Raw genomic sequence first — 19,894 nt, 5'->3', positions numbered from 1 at the left:
GTCGTCGCCCCGCGCTGGCCCCGTCGTCTCCGCGCTGTCCCCGTCGTCCCGCGCCGTCTCCGTTGTTGCCCCGCGCTGTTCCCTGTCAGCGCTGGGCGAGCTGTCCGCCGAATACGACGCCTCTTCCCCGGGCAGCCGACAAACCGGCCGCACGCGGCGCCAACAGGTCCCCACCGCTGCGTGCGGCGGGGACCTGTTCCGTGGCGTGCGTCAGCGGAAGGCCGTCCGCTAGAGGAGACGGTGGGCGTTGGACACGATGCCCGACACACCTCGGACCCGCTTGCCCTGCGCGTAGGCCTCGGCGCCGGCCGCGACACCCGCAATCGAACCAGCGACGACGGCGGCCTGCTGGGCATACGCGGCCGCCGCCGGAACTCCGCCCGCCGCATAAGCCGCCCCAGCGCCATGCGCGGCCGCGGCCGTAGCACCGGAGTGACCGGCAATGACCTTCGCACCGACCGCGGCCGCCTTGGCCGCGCCGGCCTTGGCCGCGAACGCCTTCACCGCAAAGATGACGCTGAGAGTGATCGGATCCATGGAGACCCTCCTGTGGGATGCGGCCCAGGGCTCCGGGCCGGTTGCCAGGTTCGAGAACCCGCCCACCCGGAATGTTCCACCGTTCCGTCGAAGGGGTGAACGCCGCGGCACAGACCTCAGGGCACCTGCTCGGTGCCGCCGGGCACCAGCGTGACCTCGCCGTCGATGTGCTGCACCGTGAACAGCGTGCCCGGCGGATAACTGCCCAGCACCTCGGGCGGCAGCTGCACCGTGCCGTCGCCCGCGACCACCGCGAAATCCTGGCCGTCGCGACCCTCGGCACCGACCCGGCCGTCGCGGATCGTCACCGCGCGGCCCAGCCGGGCGCCCACCTCGTTGTCGTGGGTGACGACCACGATCGTCGTCTGGCGTTCGGCGTTCACCGTCTCCATCGCGGCCAGCACCTCGTCGCGGCCGGCGGTGTCGAGCCGGCTGGTCGGTTCGTCGACGAGCAGAAGGCCGGGCCCGGTGGCGATGCCGACGGCCAGGGCGGCGCGCTGCCGGCCGCCGGGAGTCAGGTCGCTGAGCCTCTGCCGCCCCTGGCCGGGCAGCCCGACCAGGTCGAGGATGCGGTCGGGGTCGTCGAGCTGGATGCCGCGGGTGTGCGCCGCACGGCGTTGCGCGAGCCAGATGTTGCGGTGCAAGGACGCGTACGGAAGGAGGTTGCGCGCCGCTCCCTGCAGGACCACGCCGATCTCGGTCCCCCGCAGGCGGGAGATCTCACCGTCGGAGAGCTTGCCCATGTCGTACGTGCCGATGTTGATCCGGCCCGCCGAGGGACGCATCAGCCCGGCCAGCAGCGCGATCAGCGTCGACTTGCCGGAGCCGGACGGGCCGACGAGCGCGAGCGTCTCACCGGGCGCGATGGACAGGTCGACGCCGGCCAGGGCCACCACGTCGCCGGCCTCGGCGCGGTAGATGTGCACCACGCGCCGGCAGGCCACGGCAAGTCCGTTCATGCGATCACGCTAGCGGTTTGGCACTCCCGGTGCAGACCCGTACGGGTGCCGCATTTTAAGGTGAGGTACGTGCGCGACATTGCCGTTTTCTCCGGATCCGCCCATCCCGACCTTGCCGCCGAGATCTGCGAGCACCTGGGTGTGCCGCTGCTTCCCACCCGTACGTCCCGGTTCGCCAACGACTGCATCGAGGTGCAGCTGCAGGCCAACTGCCGGGAGCGGGATGTCTTCCTGATCCAGCCGCTGGTTCCGCCCGTACAGGAAAATCTGGTCGAACTGCTCTTCATGCTCGACGCGGCGCGCGGTGCCTCGGCGGGACGCATCACGGTGGTCCTGCCGCATTACGCGTACGCCCGTTCCGACAAGAAGGACGCCCCGCGCATCTCGATCGGGGGTCGCCTGGTCGCCGACCTGCTGACCACCGCGGGCGCCGACCGGGTGCTCGCCATGACCCTGCACTCGCCGCAGGTGCACGGCTTCTTCAACATCCCCGTCGACCACCTGCACGCGTTGCAGGAGATGGCCCGCCACTTCCGGGGGTACGACCTGAGCAACACCGTTGTCGTGTCGCCCGATCTGGGGAACGCCAAGGAGGCGGCCGCGTTCGCCCGGCTGCTCGGGGTCGACGTGGCGGCCGGCGCCAAGCAGCGCTTCGCCGACGACAAGGTCGTGATCAGCACGATCATCGGTGAGGTGGCCGACCGCGACGTCATCGTGCTCGACGACGAGATCGCCAAGGGCAGCACGGTCTTCGAGCTGCTGGACCGTCTGCGCGAGCGCAACGTCCGCAGCGTCCGGGTGGCCTGCACGCACGGCCTGTTCGCGGCCGACGCGGTGCGGCGCCTCTCGGAGGAGAAAGAGATCGAGGAGATCGTCTGCACCAACACAGTGCCGATTCCCGTACGGAACCGGACCGACAAGCTGACGATCCTGTCGGTGGCGCCGGCACTGGCCGAGGCGATGCGCCGCATACACAACGGCGAGTCGGTCAGCGCGCTGTTCGCATAGCGGGGGGATTTAGAACGGGGGACGGGGAGGGCAGATACTCCGTCCCCCGCAGCCCTAAATGTGTGATCCGCCGGTCGAGCCGTGCTCCTTTCGCCGGGTCGAGCGCCTTGGGAGCGCTCCCAAATCACTGTAACGGCTGACGTTCCCCGGCGCCAGAGCCGGCGCCGGGGAAGCCTCCGGTCAGGTGGTCGCGGCGCAGGTCACCGTGGGCGTGGCCGCGGTTCCGGTGCCGATGAAGCCGAAGCTCGTGGTGCCTCCGGCCGCCAAGGCGCCGTTGTAGGTGGCGTTCCGGGCCACCAGCGAATTGCCACTCACCGACACGGTCGAGTTCCACGACTGCTGGACCGCGGGCGCACTGCCGTACGACAGAGTGACCGTCCAGCTCTTGATGGCCGCCGAGCCCGCGGTCACCTTGACGTCAGCCTGGTAGCCACCGGACCACTGGCTGCTCAGCGCATAGGTTGCCGAGCACGCACCGGAAGCCGGGGGCGTGGTGGTCGGCGGCGTGGTGGGAGGCGTGGTCGGCGGAGTCGTCGGCGGCGTGGTGGGGGGCGTCGTCGGCGGGGTGGTCGGAGGAGTGGTCGTCGTCCCGCCGAAGTTCACGTCACTGCAGAAGTAGTAGGACTGGTCGAGGTGGCTGGCCTGCCAGATCGTGTAGACCATGGCCCGCCCGCTGCGCCCCGACAGCGACACCGGGATGTCGATCTCGACGCCGTCGCTGCGCTGCGTCCACTGCGCGGCCGGCGTGTTGCCGATCTCGGACACCTTCGTCAGGTCCGACCACTTCAGCGCCTGGGTCACCGGGTTGAAGCCGGGCTTGGTCACGTACACCCAGATGTAGTCGGCACCGTGCCGCGCCCCGTCGAACAACTTCACGTTGAAGCTGTTGCCGACGTTGGTCGCCTTCCAGTCGCCGACGGTGTCCATCGCGTTGTAACGCCCGCCCTCGGTGTGGCCGGCGCTGCACAGCTGGCCGTCCGGGATGGCGCCCTGGTGGTTACCGGCCACCCCCTCGCGGAACAGGCCGTTCCAGTTCCACATCGCGTTGGGGTTGGCCTGCCAGGCCTGCCAGCACATCGGGTCCTCGGTGGCCATCGTGGGGTCCTGGAACTTGCTGCCCCAGCGCTCGTAGCAGCCGTAGTTGCGGGAGGCCGGGCCGGTGACGTTGCCGTGCGCGTTGGCCGGGGAAGCGGGCACGAAGAGGACGGTGAGTCCGGCGAGGAGAGCGCCGGCGACCGCACTGAACAACATTCTGCGTTTCATGAGGGCATTTGCTCCGCATGGGTCGGTGGCCCGGTGGACAGGCCAGGGGATCCGGCGGGAGCTGCCCTCAACTCCCGAGAAACACCGGCGGGTGTCGTAACACGGTCGCACAGAATTGATGTTTGTCAATACTGATCGGCCGAAAGGAGTAGATGGCGAGCGGCGACTACTGCAACGGGCGTAGTCGGTTTACTGCTCTCGGTAGATGTGCCGCGGGCGTTCGCGGACAAGGCTGGTCACCATGATTACCGCGGTGGCCCTGTGCGTCCTGTCAGCCGTGGCCTACGCGTCCGGGGCCCTGATGCAGCAGCGGGTGGCGCAGTCCTCGATGCGCGCGTTGCTGCGCGATCCGCGGTGGTGGCTCGGGATGGGCGCGAACGGCGCCGGTGCGGTGCTGCACGTGGTCGCCCTCCGCTACGGCTCGCTGACCCTGGTCCAGGCGCTCGGCGCGCTGACGCTGGTGGCGGCGGTTCCCCTGGCCGCGGCGGTCGGCCGACGCCGGGTCACCCGCGCCGAGCTCGTCGGCACGGCGCTGACCACCGGCGCGCTGGTGGCCCTGCTCGTCGTCACCGGATCGTCGAGTCAGGCGCTCACGGTGCGCGAGAGCGCCGGCGTGTTCCTGGCCGCGGCCGCCGTGATGGGCTGGGCCGCGCTGCAGCCGCGGCTTCCCGGTCTCGGCGCCGCCGCGGTGGGCGGGTTGGGCTTCGGCGTGGCGTCGGCCCTCACCCAGGCGGTCACCCTGCGGCTCGGCGCCGGCCTGGCGAGCATTGTCGCCGGGGTGGCCGCGGTCCTGGTTCTCAACGTCGCTGCCGTCTGGTTCACCCAGCGCTCCTACCGGGTGGGGCTGGCCGCCCCGTTGGCCGTCGGGACGGTGGCGAACCCGGTGGCGGCCGCCGTGATCGGCGTGGTCCTGCTGGGCCAGAGCTTCCAGGGCGGCGCGACCGGGGTCGTGGTCGCGCTGGCGAGCGTCGTGGTCCTGACCGCCGGCGTCGTGACGCTGGCACGGGAGCAGGCCCGGCCGGTGCGTGCCCGCCGTGCCGAGCACGCCCTGGCGTCATGAGGATATGAATTGCCGGCAGTCGATGGAAGGGATTGACAAGCTGCTTTACGGTACGAGGTTGTGCAGCCCTACCCGCCCCGTCGGCCGGAGCCGGAGCCCTCCTTCCTCGAGCGGGAGTTCATCGGCATCCCGATCTTCGTCCATATCGCGGCGACGGCTGTGAGCTGCGGGATCTGGCCCCTCGCGCTGCTGATCGTCTATCCGATCAGCGCGGTGAAGAGCCGGATCGACCGGGCGGTGGACCGGGTGGTCGACCCGATCGTCGACCGCCTGTTCGCGGCGGTGCTGAGGATCGTGTCCTGGCCGTTCCGCTTCCTCTACCACCGCTACCTGAAGGATGACCGCCCGAACCGGCCCTGAGGCCCGACCGGCACACTTGCCCGATGGAATCCCTCGAACGCGCGGCGGCTCTGATCGCCGGGGCCGAACGGCTCGTCGTCTTCACCGGCGCGGGCATGTCGGCCGAGAGCGGTGTGCCCACGTTCCGGGACGCGTTGACCGGACTGTGGGCGCGCTACGACGCTCAGGCTCTCGCCACACCCGAGGCCTTCGCGGCCGACCCGGCCCTGGTCTGGGGCTGGTACGAGTGGCGCCGTGAGCTCGCCCGGCGCGTACGCCCCAACGCCGGCCACGAGGCGATCGCCCGCCTGGAGCATGCCACCGTGATCACGCAGAACGTCGACGACCTGCACGAGCAGGCCGGCTCCAAAAATGTGGTCCACCTCCACGGCAGCCTGTTCGCACCACGCTGCTCGGCGTGCGCCGCCCCGGCCGAGCAGGGAGCGCAAGGGGACCCGCCTGCGTGTGAGAGCTGCGGAAACCCCGTACGGCCGGGAGTGGTCTGGTTCGGTGAGGCGCTTCCCGTCGACGCCCTCGAGAAGGCAGTGGAGGCCGCCGCCAACGCCGACGTGCTGATCACCGTCGGAACGTCGGGCGTGGTCTACCCGGCCGCGGAGATTCCCCAGGTGACGGCCCGCATGGGCGGTACCGTCATACAGGTCGATCCCGAGCCCACCCCGCTCGACCCGATCTGCACGGTCACCCTGCGCGGCACCGCGGCGGGAGTGCTCCCGCAGATCATCAGATGAATGGTTGCAAACCTGGCGAATAGGCACCACGCACCTCGTGCGGCGCGGATCATGTCGTCATGGGTGTCATGGCTTACCCCCTCCGGTACGCACTTGCCGATCTCGCCCTGGCGCTCAGCCGGGTCTCCAACGATCCGGCGGCCGTGCGGTCCACGGCCGCCCGCGCCGCCGCCGACATGATCGGTGACGGCGCCGGCGTGCAGCTGCTGCGCGACGACGGCCGCTACGACTCGATCACGTACCACCACATCGACGACGAGCGGTCGGCGTCGCTGTCGCGGGTGCTCGACCACGTCGACCAGCTCCCCGACGACGACTTCTCGACCGCGCTGGCGGCCAGCCGGCGGCCCATCGTGCTGGCGGGCGACGGCGTCGAGCCGCTGGCGGGTGAGGAACACGAGATCCACTCGGCCGTCCTGTGCCCGGTGATCGTCGACAACACGTACGCGGGCTATCTGGTGTTGACCCGGGAGGCGCCCGGCTCGTTCTACTCCACGGCCGAGGTCGAGCTGGCCCGCGACATCGCCGGCGAGCTGGCCCTGGCCTGTTCGAGCGCCCGGGCCCTGGAACGGCTGCGCGCCAGCGAGGAGCGGTACCGCCGGGTTCTCGAGACGATCCCCGAGGGTGTGCTCCAGCTCGATCCGGACGCCGTGGTGACGTACGCGAACGAACCGATCGGTGTTGTCCTCGGCATGCCGCGCTCGCAGCTCGTCGGCGTCTCGCTCCGGGGTTTCCTCAACGACCAGGGCCAGAAGGAGCTGAACCGCCGGATCAACGAGTGCCGCGAGGGCCGCTCCACGGTCGGCGGCACCCGGCTCATGCGGGCCGACGGTTCGCAGCGCAGCGTCCGGATCAGCATGATGCCGCTGATGGGCGATCACGGCGAGTTCACCGGCGTGGTCTGCATGGTCACCGACACCACCGACCACATCGACGCCCGTGGCCTCAAGCGCCAGCTCGACCACCTGCGCCGGCTCGACAGCCTGGGCCAGCTGATCGGCGGCATCTCGCACGACTTCAACAACCTGCTGACCGTGGTCGGCGGTTCGGCCGAGATGATCTCGTCGTCGGCCGAGGAGGGCAGCCAGCACCACCGGCTGGCCACCGACATCCTGGAGGCGGTCGGCACCGGCCGGTCGCTGACCCACCAGCTGCTCGCGTTCGGCCGCAGCGACGGCAACCGGCCCGAGATCATCCCGATCCCCGACCTGCTCACCGACGTCCAGAGCCTCTTCTCCCGTACGCTCGGCGAGCACATCGGCCTCGACCTGGCGTTCGGCCCCGACGTCTGGGCGGTGCGCGCCGAACGTGGCCCGCTCGAGCAGGCGCTGGTCAACCTGGCCGCGAACGCCCGCGACGCCATGCTGCACGGCGGCATGCTGCGGGTGGCCGCGATGAACGAGACGATCGAGCCCGGGAAGGGCCCCGAGGGGGTGCCGCCGGGCCGGCTCGTCCACATCGTCATCACCGACACCGGCGTGGGCATGACCGACGAGGTACGCCAGCGCGCGCTCGAACCGTTCTTCACCACCCGGCCCACCGCGGCCGGTCTGGGTCTGGCCACCACGGCCGGCATCGTGCAGGGGATCGGCGGCCACATCGAGCTGGAGTCCGAGCCGCGGATGGGCACCACGGTCCACCTCTACCTGCCCGCCGCCGAGGAGAAGACGGCCTCGGCCGTGGGCCGCCAGGGCGCGCCGACCGTGATCGGCCGGGTCCTGATCGTCGAGGACCAGCCCGAGGTGGCGCAGCTCGTGCAGCGCCTGATCGAGCCCGCCGGCTATGTCATCACGGTCGCCACCGACACCCTGCAGGCCGTGAGCCTGGTGGCCGCCGGGCAGCATCCCGACCTGCTGATCACCGACGTCGTCATGCCGACGATGACCGGCCCCGAACTGGCCGCCGCGCTGCGGACGCACCGCCCCGACCTGCCGGTTCTCTACATGTCGGGTTACACCGCGGCGTCGCTGGGACCGCAGCTGCACCTCGACGACAACAGCATGCTGATCGAGAAGCCGTTCACCCGTTCGACGCTGCTCGGGGCGATCCGCACGCTGGCGGGGACACAACCTTCGAACGAGGGCGCCACCGCCAAGTAACGGGGATTCCGCGACTCCGACCGAAGGTGCGAAACCGGGCGCAAAGGCTTGCGATCTGATCCGGACAAAACGCAGTATTCCGGGGCACTGTCCGCTTCGGAAGGACCTGTCTGGTGACCCAGGATCGCACGTCGGATCGGTCGAGCGTCGGAGTACGCGCCGACACGTACGGCACGTCGACCATGGACTTGAGCGGGCGGTTCGTCGGTAGCTCGTATGTGCTGCAGCGCCCGATCGGCCAGGGTGCCACCGGCACCGTGTGGGAGGCGCTCGATCGGGCCTCGGGCGAGTCGGTAGCCGTGAAGCTGCTGCACGAAAGCCTGCTGCGCCAGCCCAAGCTGGTCACCCGCTTCGTGCAGGAACGCTCGATCCTGCGGATGCTGCGGCACCGCAACGTCGTGCGGGCCCGCGACCTGTTCAGCGTCGGCGAGACCCTGGGCCTGGTGATGGACCTGGTCAGCGGGGGCAGCCTGCGTGACCTGCTGCGCGCTCAGCAGACCGTGCCCGCGGGCGAGGCGGCCCGGCTCACCGCCCAGGTCGCGGCGGCCCTGGCCGAGGCCCACGACCTGGGCGTGGTGCACCGCGACCTCAAGCCCGACAACATCCTGCTCGCCACCGCGGACGGCCGGCCCGACACCCGGCTCACCGACTTCGGCGTGGCGCGCATCCTGAACACGCCGAGCATGACCACACCCAACGCGGTGGTGGGCACCCCGCACTACATGTCGCCGGAGGCGTTCCACGGGTCGGCGGCCAGCCCCGCGACCGACGTCTATGCGCTCGGTGTGCTGCTCTACGAGCTGGTCAGCGGCCATCCGCCGTACCTCAGCGACTCGATCCCCGACCTGATGCGCCGGCACTGCGAGGGCAACCCGGTGCGCCGGCCCGGCATCCCCGGCCCGGTCTGGGACGTGATCATGGCGTGCATGGCCCAGAAGCCGCGCCTACGCCCCTCCGCGGCCGAGCTGGTGGCCGACCTCTCCGACGCCGCCCGCCGCTTCGCCGACGTGCCCGCGCTGCCCGCGCCGTCCATCGAGTCGCTGGTCGAGCCGTCCCGCGAGGCGCCGGTGCTGCAGCCCGCCATCGAGCCCGTACGCTCCGAGCCCCTGCTGCCGCCGCACCCCGACTCGATCGTCCCCGCGCCGCGCCGTCCCGAGCGGCGCAACGCCGTGCCGAGCCACCGCTGGGCCCGCCCCGGCATCACGATGTCGGTGATCGCGGGCGCGATGGTCGCCTCGGCGGTCGCCACCACCGCCTGGAACATGGGCCGCGACTCGGGCGAGCCCACCGATCTGGCCGCGCCGCAGGTGGTCACCGCTCCCGCCCCGTACGTCGCGTCCCCCGCGCCGGCTTCGGGCGCTGCCCAGCGCAAAGCCACCACCCAGGCTTCCGGTCGCGCCCTGACCGGCAATTCCCGGCCCCTCAACACGCCCGCACCCACCACCAAATCGACGTCAACCCCTTCCCCCGTACGGGATGAGCCCGCCCCGCCGCGACCGACGCGCAGCAAACCGCCCAAGACCCCGAAGCCCGAGGCCCAGCCGTACGGCGACTGGCAGTGCGACCAGGGCGTGGCGGTCGACTGGCGGACGAAGACCGGCGTGGTCGCCAAGCCGTGCCGCATGACCGGCCGCGACATCCGCTACCAGGCCTCGCTGACCGGCCAGGGCGGCGCCCGGGGGCGGATCACCGTGGCCGTGCGCGAGAGCGCGTCCGGCCGCACCGTGGGCCGCCCCAAGACATGCGACAACCTGAACTTCGAGGGCGACCCGCTGGCCACCCGCAACTGCGGACCCGCCGCAGTGAAGCCAGAGCGCGGCCACACCTACTCGGTGGTGGTTTCGTTCAGCTACATCCGCGACGGCCGCACGTTGGCCGGCGAGTCCCGGGGAGAAAGCTTCACCTGGTGACCGGCGGCGGCGCGCACATCTCGTCGACCGCGCTTCCCCCCGGGCACAGCGCACTGCCGGCGGCTTGGGCGCTCGGCGTTCGACGGCGCGAAAAACATGGCCGAGATCTGTTGTGCAGCGAGATCGACGTTCGCTACTGTGCGTCGGTTTTCCATGCTGACTTTGAGAACGGACATAGACATGACTGCCACGACCGCTGCTGCGACCGGCCAGAAGTCCTGGATCGTCGCCCTGCTGCTCAGCTTCTTCCTCGGCGTGCTCGGCGCCCACCGCTTCTACGTCGGCAAGATCGGCACCGGCATCCTCATGCTGATCACCCTCGGTGGCTTCGGCGTCTGGACGCTGATCGACTTCATCATGATCATCGTCGGCAAGTTCTCCGACAAGAAGGGTCTCGCCCTCGCGCGCTGACCCAGCTTCACGGCTACACCGCGCCCGGGTTCGCGTTCACCGCGCAAGCCCGGGCGCGTCGCTTTCCGGCCCCCACGTCTCCGCTCGGATCGCCGGCCGCCCCGCATCCCCGCCGTGACGGTCGCCGGTCCCGCCCACCGTCGCCGGGCACGCTCTCGTCGACCCGCCAGCTCTCCAGCCTGTCCACTTGCCAGGTCGTCCACTTTCTACGGTCCCGCCTCACGCTCGCCTCACACGCTTGCCGGCCCCGCCTCACGCTCGCCGCCTCGCCTCACACGCTTGCCGCCTCGCCTCACACGCTTGCCGGCCCCGCCCACACTCGACGGGCTCGTGACGAAGCTGTTGCGGGTTAGTTAAAGAGCTCAATAAACTCCCCTAACAGATAGCGGTTGATCTATCCGTGGGGGAGATCTGGTGAAGCGATCCTGGACGGCGACGCTGGCCGTGGCGTCGACGGCGATAACATTCCTGGCCACTGCTCCGGCCACCGCCGGCGCGGCGAAACACCGGGTTACCGGCTCGTACTCGACGGGTGCGGCCAACGCCTGGGCGCCGCTGCCCGCGACGCCGGCGGGGGCGGTGGCGGATGCGACCGTGGTGGTCGACCCGTCTCAGGAGCGGCAGCGGTACAGCGGCATCGGGTTCTCGATCGACGAGACCAGCGTGTCGAACCTGTGGAAACTCACGCCGGCCGAGCGGGAGAAAGCCGTGCGGCTGCTTGTGGATCCGCGGCACGGGGCCGGGTTCGACCGGTTCCGGCTCACCATCGGCAGCCCGGACCTCATCGAGCATCTGCCCTTCTGGTCGTACGACGAACTGCCGGCCGGGGTCACCGAGGACTTCGCGCTCCGGTACTTCTCGATCCAGCGCGACATCGACCTCCACATGGTCGACACGATCAAGTTGATCCAGAAGTACAACCCGCAGGCCACGTTTTTCGCGTCGGCCTGGAGCGCGCCGGCCTGGATGAAGACCAACAACCGGTTCACCGGCGAGGTCGCGCTCAAGCCGGGCAGCACCACCGAGCACTATCAGGTGGGCAAGCTGCGCGACGACTGCATCGACGTGCTGGCGCGGTATTACGTCAAGTACATCCAGTCAATGCGTCAACATGGAATCAACGTTGACGCCATCACCCTGCTCAACGAGCCGGGCATGGACGTCGTCTACCCGGCCATGGACATCAGCGTTGAGCAGCAGCAGAAGCTCAGCGTGGCGATCAAGCAGCAGTTCCGGCGCGCCGGGTTGTCCACAGAGCTGTATGTGCACGACTTCAACTTCTGGGACTGGCGTGATCCGAACAGCACCGCCACCAAGAACTACTACCGGATCTTCAACGACCCGGCCACGCGGCGGGCGGCCGACGCGATCGCCTTCCACCCGTACTGGGGCGACCCGGCGGTCATGCGCGAGGCGTACGAGCAGTTCGGCAAGCCGGTGCACATGACCGAGACGAGCGACCTCAACCCGGCCACCGTGCTCAGTTACTTCCGGTTGAACGCCAGCAGCTACACGCTGTGGGCGCAGGCCACCGACCAGACCGGCGGCACGCTGCACTGGACCGACAAGCGCGACAACAATGTGGACTGGGAGGAGGTCGGCCGCACCACCAAGTGGCCCGATCGGCTCGTCAAGGTCAACACCGAGACCAAGACGTTTTCCGTACGGGATGAGCTCTACCCGCTCGGCCAGTTCGCGCGCTACCTGACCCGCAAGGACGTACGCGTCGAGTCGAGCGCCCCGGCGGCCGGGGTCAGCAACGTCGTCTACCGCGACGGCGACCGGTTCACGGCGATCCTGGCCAACTCGGCGGCGACCGCCCGCAACGTCCGGATCGTCCTGGGCGGCGACTCGTTCGTGGTGACCGTGCCGGCCGGCGCCTACGCCACCTACCAGTGGAAGGCCGACCCGCCCCGCCGCGACCACACGCCCGTACTCCGTGACGTTCCGCCACTGACGGTCGACCAGTACGCCACCACGCTGTTCCGCCTGTCGGCCACCGATCGTGACCGCGACCGGTTGGCCTACTACGCAACGGATCTGCCCGCCGGCGTGTCGCTGGACGCGTCGACCGGCGTGGTGACGCTCAGCCCGACAACCTCGGGCGTGCAGCGGCTGACTTTCCACGTCACCGACGGCGCATCGCGGGACACGGTCACGGTCGAGGTCACCGTCCGGCCCAAGGGCGCCCCCATCGGCGTACGGGTGGAAGCCGAGTCGTACGCCGCGCAGAACGGCTGGACCGAGGGCGGCGCGAACTTCGTCGAGAGCAACGCGGGCGCGAGCGGCGGCAAGAACGTCGGGTGGACCGCGCCCGGCAACTGGTTGAGCTACCGGGTCGACGTCGCGCAGGCCGGCACGTACGACCTGGAGCTGCGCGTCGCCAACGGCACGGGCGCGGTGGCCGCCGACGCGATCTCGTTCCGCGACGCCGCCGGCGCCAAGCTGGCCACCGTCTCGGTGCCGGACACCGGGGGCTGGGCCGCTTACCAGTCGGTGCACGTGCCGGTGATGCTCGCGGCCGGAGACCAGCTGGTCACCGTCTATTGCGAAACCGGCGGCTTCAACCTTGACTACATCCAGCTCAGCTGACCAGGGAGGCGGTCAGGTCGCCCGCCGCCGAGCGACCTGACCCGCCTACCCGAGCAGGTCGATCCGCCCGCACGCTCAACATTGACGCGCTCGCTCAACATTGACGGGCGCGCTCAATGTTGACGGCGTGCGCTCAACGTTGACGGCGTGGGCTCAACGTTGACGGGCGCGCTCAACATTGACGGAGCGCGCGCTCAATGTTGATTTGCGCGCGGAGAAGCTGGGATGTCGGCGGGTGTCGCGGCTACGTCGGCGACGTGCGTCCTGCGTACGCGGGAAGCTCAGTTGATCTTTGACGAGTGACGCTGCCAAGGGGGCGGCACGCGGACGGCGGCCATGCCCGCGGCGGCGGCGGCCTGCATGCCGAAGTCGGTGTCCTCGAAGACGACACACCGCTCGGGTGCCACGTTCAGCAGCTTCGCCGCGGTCAGGAAACACTCCGGGTCGGGCTTGCCGTTGACGTAGTCCTCCGCGCACACCATCACGTCGAACCGGTCGAGCAGACCCAGCGCCTTCAACGAGGCGGTCACCGATTCGCGCCCGCTGCCCGACACGACGGCGAACGGCACTTTCCCGTACGCGGCCTCGATGTGCTCGAGAACCTCGGGAACCGCCCGTACGCCGGGCAGAAGCTCCTCGAAGAACCGTTCGCGGCGCTCGTTCACGGCGTCGGCCGGCATGGTCAGGCCCTGCCGGGCGTTCAGGTCGGCGATCACCGAAGCCGGCGTGCGGCCGCCCCACGCGTAGAACAGCTCCTCGCCGAACTCGGCGCCGTACTCCTCCAACGCGCGCAACCAGGCCTGATGGTGCACGGGCATGGAGTCGGCGATGGTGCCGTCACAGTCGAACAGGTATGCGTCGAACTCGCCCTCGGGCAGCGGCAACATCACGCCGATCACGATAATCCGGGCCGCTGTCCGATTCGGGGGTGCGCCGTTCGTCGGAGACGTGAGACTCACTTTCGGGGTCTCTCGGCCGACCGGGAGGACAGCGTGACCGTCACCAAGACCGAGCCGGGCCTGGGTACGAACCGGTGGATCGTCACCGCCGTGTTCCTGCTCAACGGGCTGACGTTGTCCACATAAATCGTGCGGGCGCCCTCGTTCAAGACCACCCACGACCTCAGCGACGCCCGGTTCGGGCTCTCCGGCCTGCTCTTCGCCCTGGCCGCACTGGCCTGCATGCAGGGCATCGGCCCGCTGGTGGCCCGGGTCGGCACGCGGGCCGTCCTGCGCGTCGCGCTCACGGTGATGCCGGTGCTGCTGGCCGGTCTCGCGGTCGCGCCCGGCCCGTGGTGGTATCTCGGCGGCGCGGCCGTGCTGGGCGGTGTGCACGGCGCCACCGACGCGGCGATGAACGCGAGCGCGGTCGCCGTCGAGCGGGAGGCCGGGCGGCCGATCCTCAACAGCTGCCACGCCGCCTGGAGCGTGAGCGCGGTCATCGCTTCGCTCTCCACGGCCGCGCTGGCCCACTACGGCGTCTCGCTGACCGTGCACCTAGTCGCGGCCGGGGTCGTGCTGCTGGTGGCCGGCCTGATCACCGTACGGCGGTTGCCGGACAACGGGCGGGCCGAGACCGAGCCGGATTCCCCGGTGTCGGTGCGGTCGGGCTGGAGCCGTCCGCTGATCCTGCTGGGCCTGACCGCGACCGCACTGATGATCTGCGAGGGGGCGGCGCTCGGCTGGGGCGGCATCTTCCTGCACGAGGTGCGCGACGCCTCGGTGAGCCTGGCCGCGGTCGGAATCACCGCCTACACCGGCGGCCAGACCCTGGGCCGGCTGGTCGGCGACCGGCTCAGCGGGCGCGGTGGCGGCAACCGGCTGTTCCGCCTGGGCGCGGTGGTCGCGGCGGCCGGTTTCTCGGTGGCCGTTCTGGCCCCGCACGCGGGGGTGGCGGCGGCCGGGTTCGCGCTGGCCGGCCTCGGCTCGTCGGTGCTGGTGCCGCTCACCTTCAGCGCCGTCGGCCGGCTGCCCGGCGCGTCGACGGCGGCGCTGGTTTCGCGGCTGACCACGTTCACGTACACCGGGATCCTGCTCGGCCCGGCCCTGATCGGCTGGGTCGCCGGGCAGATCGGGCTGGCCGCCACCATGACGGTGGTGATCCCGCTGCTCCTGTTGGTCGTCCTGGTCCCGCGCCCAGGAAAGGACGGGTGACCGGTCGTAAACCGGCCACCCGTCATCGCGCTAGTCGAGCAGGCCCGTAACCGTGCCCGCGGCGACCGTGCGGTTGCCCTCACGGACGGCGAAACCGACGCCCACCTCGAGCGCGACCGGCTTGCCGAGCGTCACCGTGACCTTGTCGAGCGTGTCGCCCGGCATGACCAGGTCGACGTCGCCCAGGTCGAGCCCGCCGGACACGTCCGTGGTGTGGAAGTAGAACTGCGGCCGGTAGTTCGCCTCGAACGGCGTGTGCCGGCCACCCTCCTCCTTCGTCAGCGCGTACATCCGCGCCTCGAACTTCTGGTGCGGGGTGACGCTGCCGGGCACCGCCACCACCTGTCCGCGCTGCACCTGCTCGCGCTTGATGCCGCGCAGCAGGATGGCCGCGTTGTCGCCGGCCTCGGCCGTCTCGAGCGACTTGCCGAACGTCTCGAGACCGGTCGCCACGGTGGCGATGGTCGGCCCGAGCCCGACGACCTCGACCGGGTCGCCGACGCGCAGCGTGCCGCGCTCGATCTTGCCGGTGACCACGGTGCCGCGGCCGCTGATCGTGAGCACGTTCTCGATCGGCATCAGGAACGGCTCACCGAGTTCGCGCGGCGGGATCGGCACGTACTCGTCGACCGCGTCGAGCAGGTCGCCGATCGACTTCACCCACTGCGGGTCGCCCTCGAGGGCCTTCAGCGCGCTGACCCGCACCACGGGCACCTCGTCACCGGGGAACCCGTACTCGCTGAGCAGCTCCCGCACCTCGAGCTCGACCAGGTCGAGCAGCTCCGGGTCGTCCACGGCGTCGCTCTTGTTGAGCGCCACCACCAGGTAGGGCACGCCGACCCGCTGGGCGAGCAGCACGTGCTCGCGGGTCTGCGGCATGCTGCCGTCCTGCGCGCTGACGACGAGGATCGCCCCGTCGACCTGGGCCGCACCCGTGATCATGTTCTTCACGTAGTCGGCGTGGCCCGGCATGTCGACGTGCGCGTAGTGCCGGTTCGGCGTCTCGTACTCGACGTGCGCGATGGTGATGGTGATGCCGCGGGCGGCCTCCTCCGGGGCCTTGTCGATGCCCTCGAACGCCACGTACCGGTTGGAGGCCGGGTCGCGGTCGGCGAGAACCTTCGTGATGGCGGCGGTCAGGGTCGTCTTGCCGTGGTCGACGTGACCCATCGTGCCGATGTTGACGTGCGGCTTCGTACGGATGAACTGGCTCTTGGCCATTTTTTCTCAGTCCTCACTGGATGTAAGGGCAATGTGGGGATGCGCGCCTGTTGCCAGGCAGGGCGCGCCAGAACCGCGCACGGTGGGACCACCCTCCCCCTACGGTTCTGCTGCTGGTGGGGAAGGGTCAGATTCGCGTATCGGCGCCGCTGATTGTGCTCACGCACACGGGAGCCGCCGCGAGGGGCAGCTGCAGACCGGGTGCGTACATGTGGATCACGGTAGGCCAGAACGCCGAACCCCTCCACCGTATTTCCGCCCCGGTGACAGACGCCCGGTGACAGGCGCGCCCCGATGACAGACGCGCCCGGTGACAGGCACGCCCCGACGGCAGACGCGCCCGGTGACAGGCAGCCATGGTGGTGACAAGACATCGATGCCTTGCGATGATGGGAGCGCTCCCACGTCAACGAAAGGCAAACCGTGAAATCGAGACTGAGAAAGGCCGGCCTGGCGTTCCTCGCCGCCTCCATGGCCTTCGCCGGAACCGTCTACGGCGTGACGAGGGCCTCGGCCGACGTCGTGGCCACCTTGAACGCCTCGCAACTGGTCGCCGACATGGGCGCCGGCTGGAACCTCGGCAACTCCCTGGAGGCCAGCAACAACGGCGTCCCCAGCGAGACGGCCTGGGGAAACCCGGTCGTGACGCAGGCCCTGATCGACCGGGTGCGGGCCTCGGGCTTCAAGACGATCCGGATCCCGGTCTCGTATCTGGGCAACATCGGGGCCGGCCCGAACTACACGGTCAACGCCGCCTGGCTGGCCCGGATCAAGGAGGTCGTCGACTACGCCCACGGCCGCGGCCTGTACGTGCTGATCAACATGCACGGCGACGGGTACAAGACCGTCACCGGGTCGTGGCTCATCTGCGACGCGGCCGACCAGACGACGGTCAAGGACAAGTACCAGAAGGTCTGGCAGCAGGTGGCGACCACGTTCCAGGGCTACAACGACCACCTGATCTTCGAGTCGATGAACGAGAACTTCGACGGCCAGTACGGCAACCCGACCCAGCCGTGCTACTCGAACATCAACGCGTACAACCAGATCTTTGTGGACACCGTACGGCGGACCGGCGGGAACAACGCGTCCCGCTGGCTGCTGACACCGGGCTGGAACACGAACATCGACCACACCGTGGGCAGCGGCTTCGTGCTCCCCACCGACCAGTACCGGTCGTCGTCCATCCCCGCGAGCGAGCAGCGGATCATGATTTCGGTGCACTACTACGACCCCTGGGACTTCGCGGGCCAGGAGGACGGCACGATCACGCAGTGGGGTGCGGGCGCCACCAACCCGGCCAAGAAGTCGACGTGGGGCCAGGAAGACTTCATGGACGGTCAGTTGAAGAAGATGTACGACAAGTTCGTCACGCGGGGCTATCCCGTGTTCGTCGGCGAGTACGGCTCGATCGACAAGACGACGTACGACTCGGCGAACAACCGCTACCGGGCCGACTACGCGCGCACCCTGGTGGCCACCGCCAAGAAGTACGGTGCGGCCACTGCCTACTGGGACAACGGCTGGAACGGGCAGCACGGTTTCGGCCTGTTCAACCGCAGCTCGGCCACCGTGACCCAGCAGGGCATCATCGACGCCATCATGGGTGCCGTCGGTGGAGGCCAGCCCACCACGCCGCCCGCAACGACCCCGCCGGCGACGACTCCGCCCGCCACGACTCCGCCGGCCACGACGCCGCCCGCGACCACGCCGCCCGCGGGCAACGGAACCTGCCGGGTCAGCAACGCGGTCAACGCGTGGAACTCCGGCCTGACCAACACGGTCACCATCACCAACACCGGCACCGCCGCCGTTAACGGCTGGTCGCTGGTCTTCACCCTGGCCGCCGGGCAGACCATCGTCTCGGGCTGGAACGCCGGCTACGCGCCGACCAGCGGCACGGTGACCGCGTCCAACGTCAGCTACAACGGGACGCTCGCGCCGGGCGCCTCGACCAGCATCGGCTACCAGGCCAACCACACCGGCAACGCCGCGGCGCCCAGCGGGTTCCGGCTCAACGGCGTCGCCTGCAGCTGAGTCAGGCTGCTACTGACCGAGACGGTCAGCCGGCGACTTGAGGAGCTCGGGGTTGTCGTCGGGGGCCACGAAGACCGGCTGACGCAACTGGTCCGGCAGGCCCGATCCGCCGTGGATGACCAGCGGGACGGCACTGGCCTCCTGGGCCTGCCGCAGCGCGCACCAGGCCGGAACCGTCGGCCGTCGGCACCGTAAACCGTCGGTAACCGTCCATCCGACGGCCATGGCCGAAGGCGGCGCGACGGTCGGTCAACCCTCGGGAACCCACCGAGAAAATCTGGTCCCTGGAGACTCCACTTTCTCGGTGGAGCTGGGTAATGTTGCCGTCGTTGACGAGGAAAACGGTAGAAAACGCCGACGACTGAGTCCTTCCAGGGGCTCGCTCCGCGTCCGCGGGGCAAGGTAAGAAGGCACCACAAGACCTTGACGTCATTCCAGGTCAGGGCAGCTGCAGGCAGGGCCGATGCAGGTTCGGGGCTCTGCCTGATGCAGGAATCCGCTGTGCGGACCGGGCCGTGAAGTCGCGTGGGTCCCGTCCGTGGGCGGACTGCTGTTGCAGGCAGGTAAGTGAAGCAGAGGAAAGGGAGGGCTGGACGCCGTTGGATCGCCCGCCGTCGAGACGTAGTCCGAGGCTTACGGTGGACACCGTGGTCACATCGAACGTGAGGTGGTCTCCGGTCACGCTTATGCGATCCTCGCACCCGCTGATAGCGACGTGGTGCGGAAAAGAGAACCCGACGAACCTGTCGGTAGATGGTGTATTCAACCTGTAATCCCGGGCCCCGGCGCTGTCTGCGCCGGGGCCCTCGTCACGTAGAGGGATCTATGGCCCCATCCGAAGAAATGTTCGACGACGACGACTACCCCGCGTACACGATGGGCCGCGCCGCGGAGATCGTGGGCGCGTCGCAGGACTTCCTCCGCCGGCTCGACGAGGCGAAACTCATTGCCCCGTCCCGATCGGGCGGGGGTCACCGTCGCTACTCCCGATATCAGCTGCGCCTGGCCGTACGGGCGCGCGAGATGGTCGACCAGGGCACCGCCCTCGAGGCCGCGTGCCGGATCATCATCCTGGAGGATCAGCTCGAAGAAGCGCTCCGGCTCAACCGGGAGCTGCAGGAAGGCCAGGCGGGCGCCGTCTGACCTGCACACACGGTCCTTCTCCAGCGTGAGGAGGGCCGTTTCGCATGTCAGCGGTCGGGGTCACGCTCGTCGAGGGCGGCCGCCAGGGACTTCAGGAACTCAGGGTTGTCGTCGGGGGCCACAAATACCGGCCTCGCGCGCAGCGGGACGGAGGGGACCGGGCGGCCCTTCACGAACCACGCGATCGCCCCGATCGGGGAGATCAGCAGGATGGCGAACATCCAGGCCGTCCAGGGGGCGGTCCGGATCGCGCTCTCGTCGGCACGGAGACAGTCGACCAGCGCGATGAGCACGAGGGCGACGTCGAGCAGCAGCAGGAGAGCGAAGACCTGGGCCATGGGACAAGACGATCCCGGCCGGGGGAGTGATCCAGCGGTCCCGTACGGGTGCGATCGGGTCGCGCCTGGACGTCT

18 protein-coding genes are annotated in these 19,894 nt (G+C 69.7%); 11 read left to right on the top strand and 7 right to left on the bottom strand.

The features are described from left to right. Positions 1–228: 228 nt before the first annotated feature. Both JIG36_RS39575 and JIG36_RS39570 read right to left on the bottom strand, forming a co-directional pair. Entirely contained in the window at positions 229–537 is a 309-nt protein-coding gene (locus JIG36_RS39575) for a hypothetical protein (protein ID WP_203381592.1), read from the bottom strand. Between the two features lie 116 nt (positions 538–653). After that, positions 654–1,496, bottom strand: coding sequence for an ABC transporter ATP-binding protein (locus JIG36_RS39570; protein WP_203381591.1), 843 nt, complete (start codon positions 1,494–1,496; stop codon positions 654–656). A gap of 69 nt (positions 1,497–1,565) precedes the next feature. Here JIG36_RS39570 and JIG36_RS39565 point away from each other — a divergent pair, with 69 nt between their 5' ends. Then, complete coding sequence (locus JIG36_RS39565; RefSeq protein WP_203381590.1) at positions 1,566–2,504, top strand: ribose-phosphate diphosphokinase; 939 nt, start codon at positions 1,566–1,568, stop codon at positions 2,502–2,504. Between the two features lie 180 nt (positions 2,505–2,684). Here the strand turns inward: JIG36_RS39565 and JIG36_RS39560 are convergent, their stop codons facing one another. Then, the gene (locus JIG36_RS39560; RefSeq protein ID WP_203381589.1) at positions 2,685–3,767 is read right to left on the bottom strand and encodes a lytic polysaccharide monooxygenase auxiliary activity family 9 protein; all 1,083 of its coding nucleotides are present in this window, start codon (positions 3,765–3,767) and stop codon (positions 2,685–2,687) included. Positions 3,768–4,008: 241 nt separating this feature from the next. Here JIG36_RS39560 and JIG36_RS39555 point away from each other — a divergent pair, with 241 nt between their 5' ends. The 7 genes from JIG36_RS39555 (at position 4,009) to JIG36_RS39525 (ending at position 12,927) form a co-directional block, all read left to right on the top strand. Beyond that, on the top strand, positions 4,009–4,827 hold the full coding sequence (locus tag JIG36_RS39555) for a DMT family transporter (RefSeq protein WP_203381588.1): 819 nt from the start codon (positions 4,009–4,011) through the stop codon (positions 4,825–4,827). Between the two features lie 60 nt (positions 4,828–4,887). Further along, a complete protein-coding gene (locus JIG36_RS39550; protein WP_203381587.1) occupies positions 4,888–5,187 on the top strand; it encodes a hypothetical protein in 300 nt (99 codons plus the stop codon). 23 nt (positions 5,188–5,210) lie between these two features. Continuing rightward, positions 5,211–5,915 carry an SIR2 family NAD-dependent protein deacylase gene (locus JIG36_RS39545; protein ID WP_203381586.1) on the top strand — a complete coding sequence of 235 codons (705 nt, stop codon included), beginning with the start codon at positions 5,211–5,213 and terminating at the stop codon, positions 5,913–5,915. A 68-nt stretch (positions 5,916–5,983) separates the two neighbouring features. Then, complete coding sequence (locus JIG36_RS39540; RefSeq protein WP_236049110.1) at positions 5,984–8,014, top strand: hybrid sensor histidine kinase/response regulator; 2,031 nt, start codon at positions 5,984–5,986, stop codon at positions 8,012–8,014. Between the two features lie 113 nt (positions 8,015–8,127). Continuing rightward, on the top strand, positions 8,128–9,924 hold the full coding sequence (locus JIG36_RS39535; RefSeq protein WP_307873092.1) for a serine/threonine-protein kinase: 1,797 nt from the start codon (positions 8,128–8,130) through the stop codon (positions 9,922–9,924). Positions 9,925–10,104: 180 nt separating this feature from the next. Continuing rightward, positions 10,105–10,335: a TM2 domain-containing protein gene (locus JIG36_RS39530; RefSeq protein WP_203381584.1), complete on the top strand. Its 231-nt coding sequence runs from the start codon at positions 10,105–10,107 to the stop codon at positions 10,333–10,335. Between the two features lie 414 nt (positions 10,336–10,749). Continuing rightward, on the top strand, positions 10,750–12,927 hold the full coding sequence (locus tag JIG36_RS39525; protein ID WP_203381583.1) for a carbohydrate-binding protein: 2,178 nt from the start codon (positions 10,750–10,752) through the stop codon (positions 12,925–12,927). A 281-nt stretch (positions 12,928–13,208) separates the two neighbouring features. Here the strand turns inward: JIG36_RS39525 and JIG36_RS39520 are convergent, their stop codons facing one another. Then, entirely contained in the window at positions 13,209–13,814 is a 606-nt protein-coding gene (locus JIG36_RS39520; RefSeq protein WP_236049144.1) for an HAD family hydrolase, read from the bottom strand. A 201-nt stretch (positions 13,815–14,015) separates the two neighbouring features. Here JIG36_RS39520 and JIG36_RS39515 point away from each other — a divergent pair, with 201 nt between their 5' ends. Next, complete coding sequence (locus JIG36_RS39515; RefSeq protein WP_203381581.1) at positions 14,016–15,080, top strand: MFS transporter; 1,065 nt, start codon at positions 14,016–14,018, stop codon at positions 15,078–15,080. Between the two features lie 30 nt (positions 15,081–15,110). Here JIG36_RS39515 and tuf read toward each other — a convergent pair whose 3' ends face one another. Further along, positions 15,111–16,301, bottom strand: a complete 1,191-nt coding sequence (gene tuf / locus JIG36_RS39510) for an elongation factor Tu (RefSeq protein WP_203381580.1) — start codon at positions 16,299–16,301, stop codon at positions 15,111–15,113. Between the two features lie 423 nt (positions 16,302–16,724). Here tuf and JIG36_RS39505 point away from each other — a divergent pair, with 423 nt between their 5' ends. Continuing rightward, positions 16,725–18,338 carry a cellulase family glycosylhydrolase gene (locus JIG36_RS39505; protein WP_203381579.1) on the top strand — a complete coding sequence of 538 codons (1,614 nt, stop codon included), beginning with the start codon at positions 16,725–16,727 and terminating at the stop codon, positions 18,336–18,338. 9 nt (positions 18,339–18,347) lie between these two features. Here JIG36_RS39505 and JIG36_RS39500 read toward each other — a convergent pair whose 3' ends face one another. Continuing rightward, positions 18,348–18,563, bottom strand: a complete 216-nt coding sequence (locus tag JIG36_RS39500) for a hypothetical protein (RefSeq protein WP_203381578.1) — start codon at positions 18,561–18,563, stop codon at positions 18,348–18,350. Between the two features lie 600 nt (positions 18,564–19,163). Here JIG36_RS39500 and JIG36_RS39495 point away from each other — a divergent pair. Beyond that, on the top strand, positions 19,164–19,481 hold the full coding sequence (locus JIG36_RS39495; RefSeq protein ID WP_203381577.1) for a MerR family transcriptional regulator: 318 nt from the start codon (positions 19,164–19,166) through the stop codon (positions 19,479–19,481). 47 nt (positions 19,482–19,528) lie between these two features. On the opposite strand, the gene JIG36_RS39490 is transcribed toward JIG36_RS39495, so the two are convergent. Continuing rightward, a complete protein-coding gene (locus JIG36_RS39490) occupies positions 19,529–19,819 on the bottom strand; it encodes a PLD nuclease N-terminal domain-containing protein (RefSeq protein ID WP_203381576.1) in 291 nt (96 codons plus the stop codon). Positions 19,820–19,894 lie beyond the last annotated feature (75 nt).

The organism is Paractinoplanes ovalisporus (genome assembly GCF_016834655.1).
Classification (GTDB): Bacteria; Actinomycetota; Actinomycetes; order Mycobacteriales; family Micromonosporaceae; genus Actinoplanes; species Actinoplanes ovalisporus.
Note: the sequence above shows the minus strand (reverse complement) of the source record. Positions and strands in the feature narration are given on the sequence as shown.

Coding starts and splice junctions, on each gene's coding strand:
- JIG36_RS39570 (WP_203381591.1), bottom strand. CDS start 1,496: ATGAACGGACTTGCCGTGGCCTGCCGGCGCGTGGTGCACATCTACCGC.
- JIG36_RS39555 (WP_203381588.1), top strand. CDS start 4,009: ATGATTACCGCGGTGGCCCTGTGCGTCCTGTCAGCCGTGGCCTACGCG.
- JIG36_RS39530 (WP_203381584.1), top strand. CDS start 10,105: ATGACTGCCACGACCGCTGCTGCGACCGGCCAGAAGTCCTGGATCGTC.
- tuf (WP_203381580.1), bottom strand. CDS start 16,301: ATGGCCAAGAGCCAGTTCATCCGTACGAAGCCGCACGTCAACATCGGC.
- JIG36_RS39575 (WP_203381592.1), bottom strand. CDS start 537: ATGGATCCGATCACTCTCAGCGTCATCTTTGCGGTGAAGGCGTTCGCG.
- JIG36_RS39495 (WP_203381577.1), top strand. CDS start 19,164: ATGGCCCCATCCGAAGAAATGTTCGACGACGACGACTACCCCGCGTAC.
- JIG36_RS39545 (WP_203381586.1), top strand. CDS start 5,211: ATGGAATCCCTCGAACGCGCGGCGGCTCTGATCGCCGGGGCCGAACGG.
- JIG36_RS39490 (WP_203381576.1), bottom strand. CDS start 19,819: ATGGCCCAGGTCTTCGCTCTCCTGCTGCTGCTCGACGTCGCCCTCGTG.
- JIG36_RS39520 (WP_236049144.1), bottom strand. CDS start 13,814: ATGTTGCCGCTGCCCGAGGGCGAGTTCGACGCATACCTGTTCGACTGT.
- JIG36_RS39500 (WP_203381578.1), bottom strand. CDS start 18,563: ATGGCCGTCGGATGGACGGTTACCGACGGTTTACGGTGCCGACGGCCG.
- JIG36_RS39540 (WP_236049110.1), top strand. CDS start 5,984: ATGGCTTACCCCCTCCGGTACGCACTTGCCGATCTCGCCCTGGCGCTC.
- JIG36_RS39560 (WP_203381589.1), bottom strand. CDS start 3,767: ATGAAACGCAGAATGTTGTTCAGTGCGGTCGCCGGCGCTCTCCTCGCC.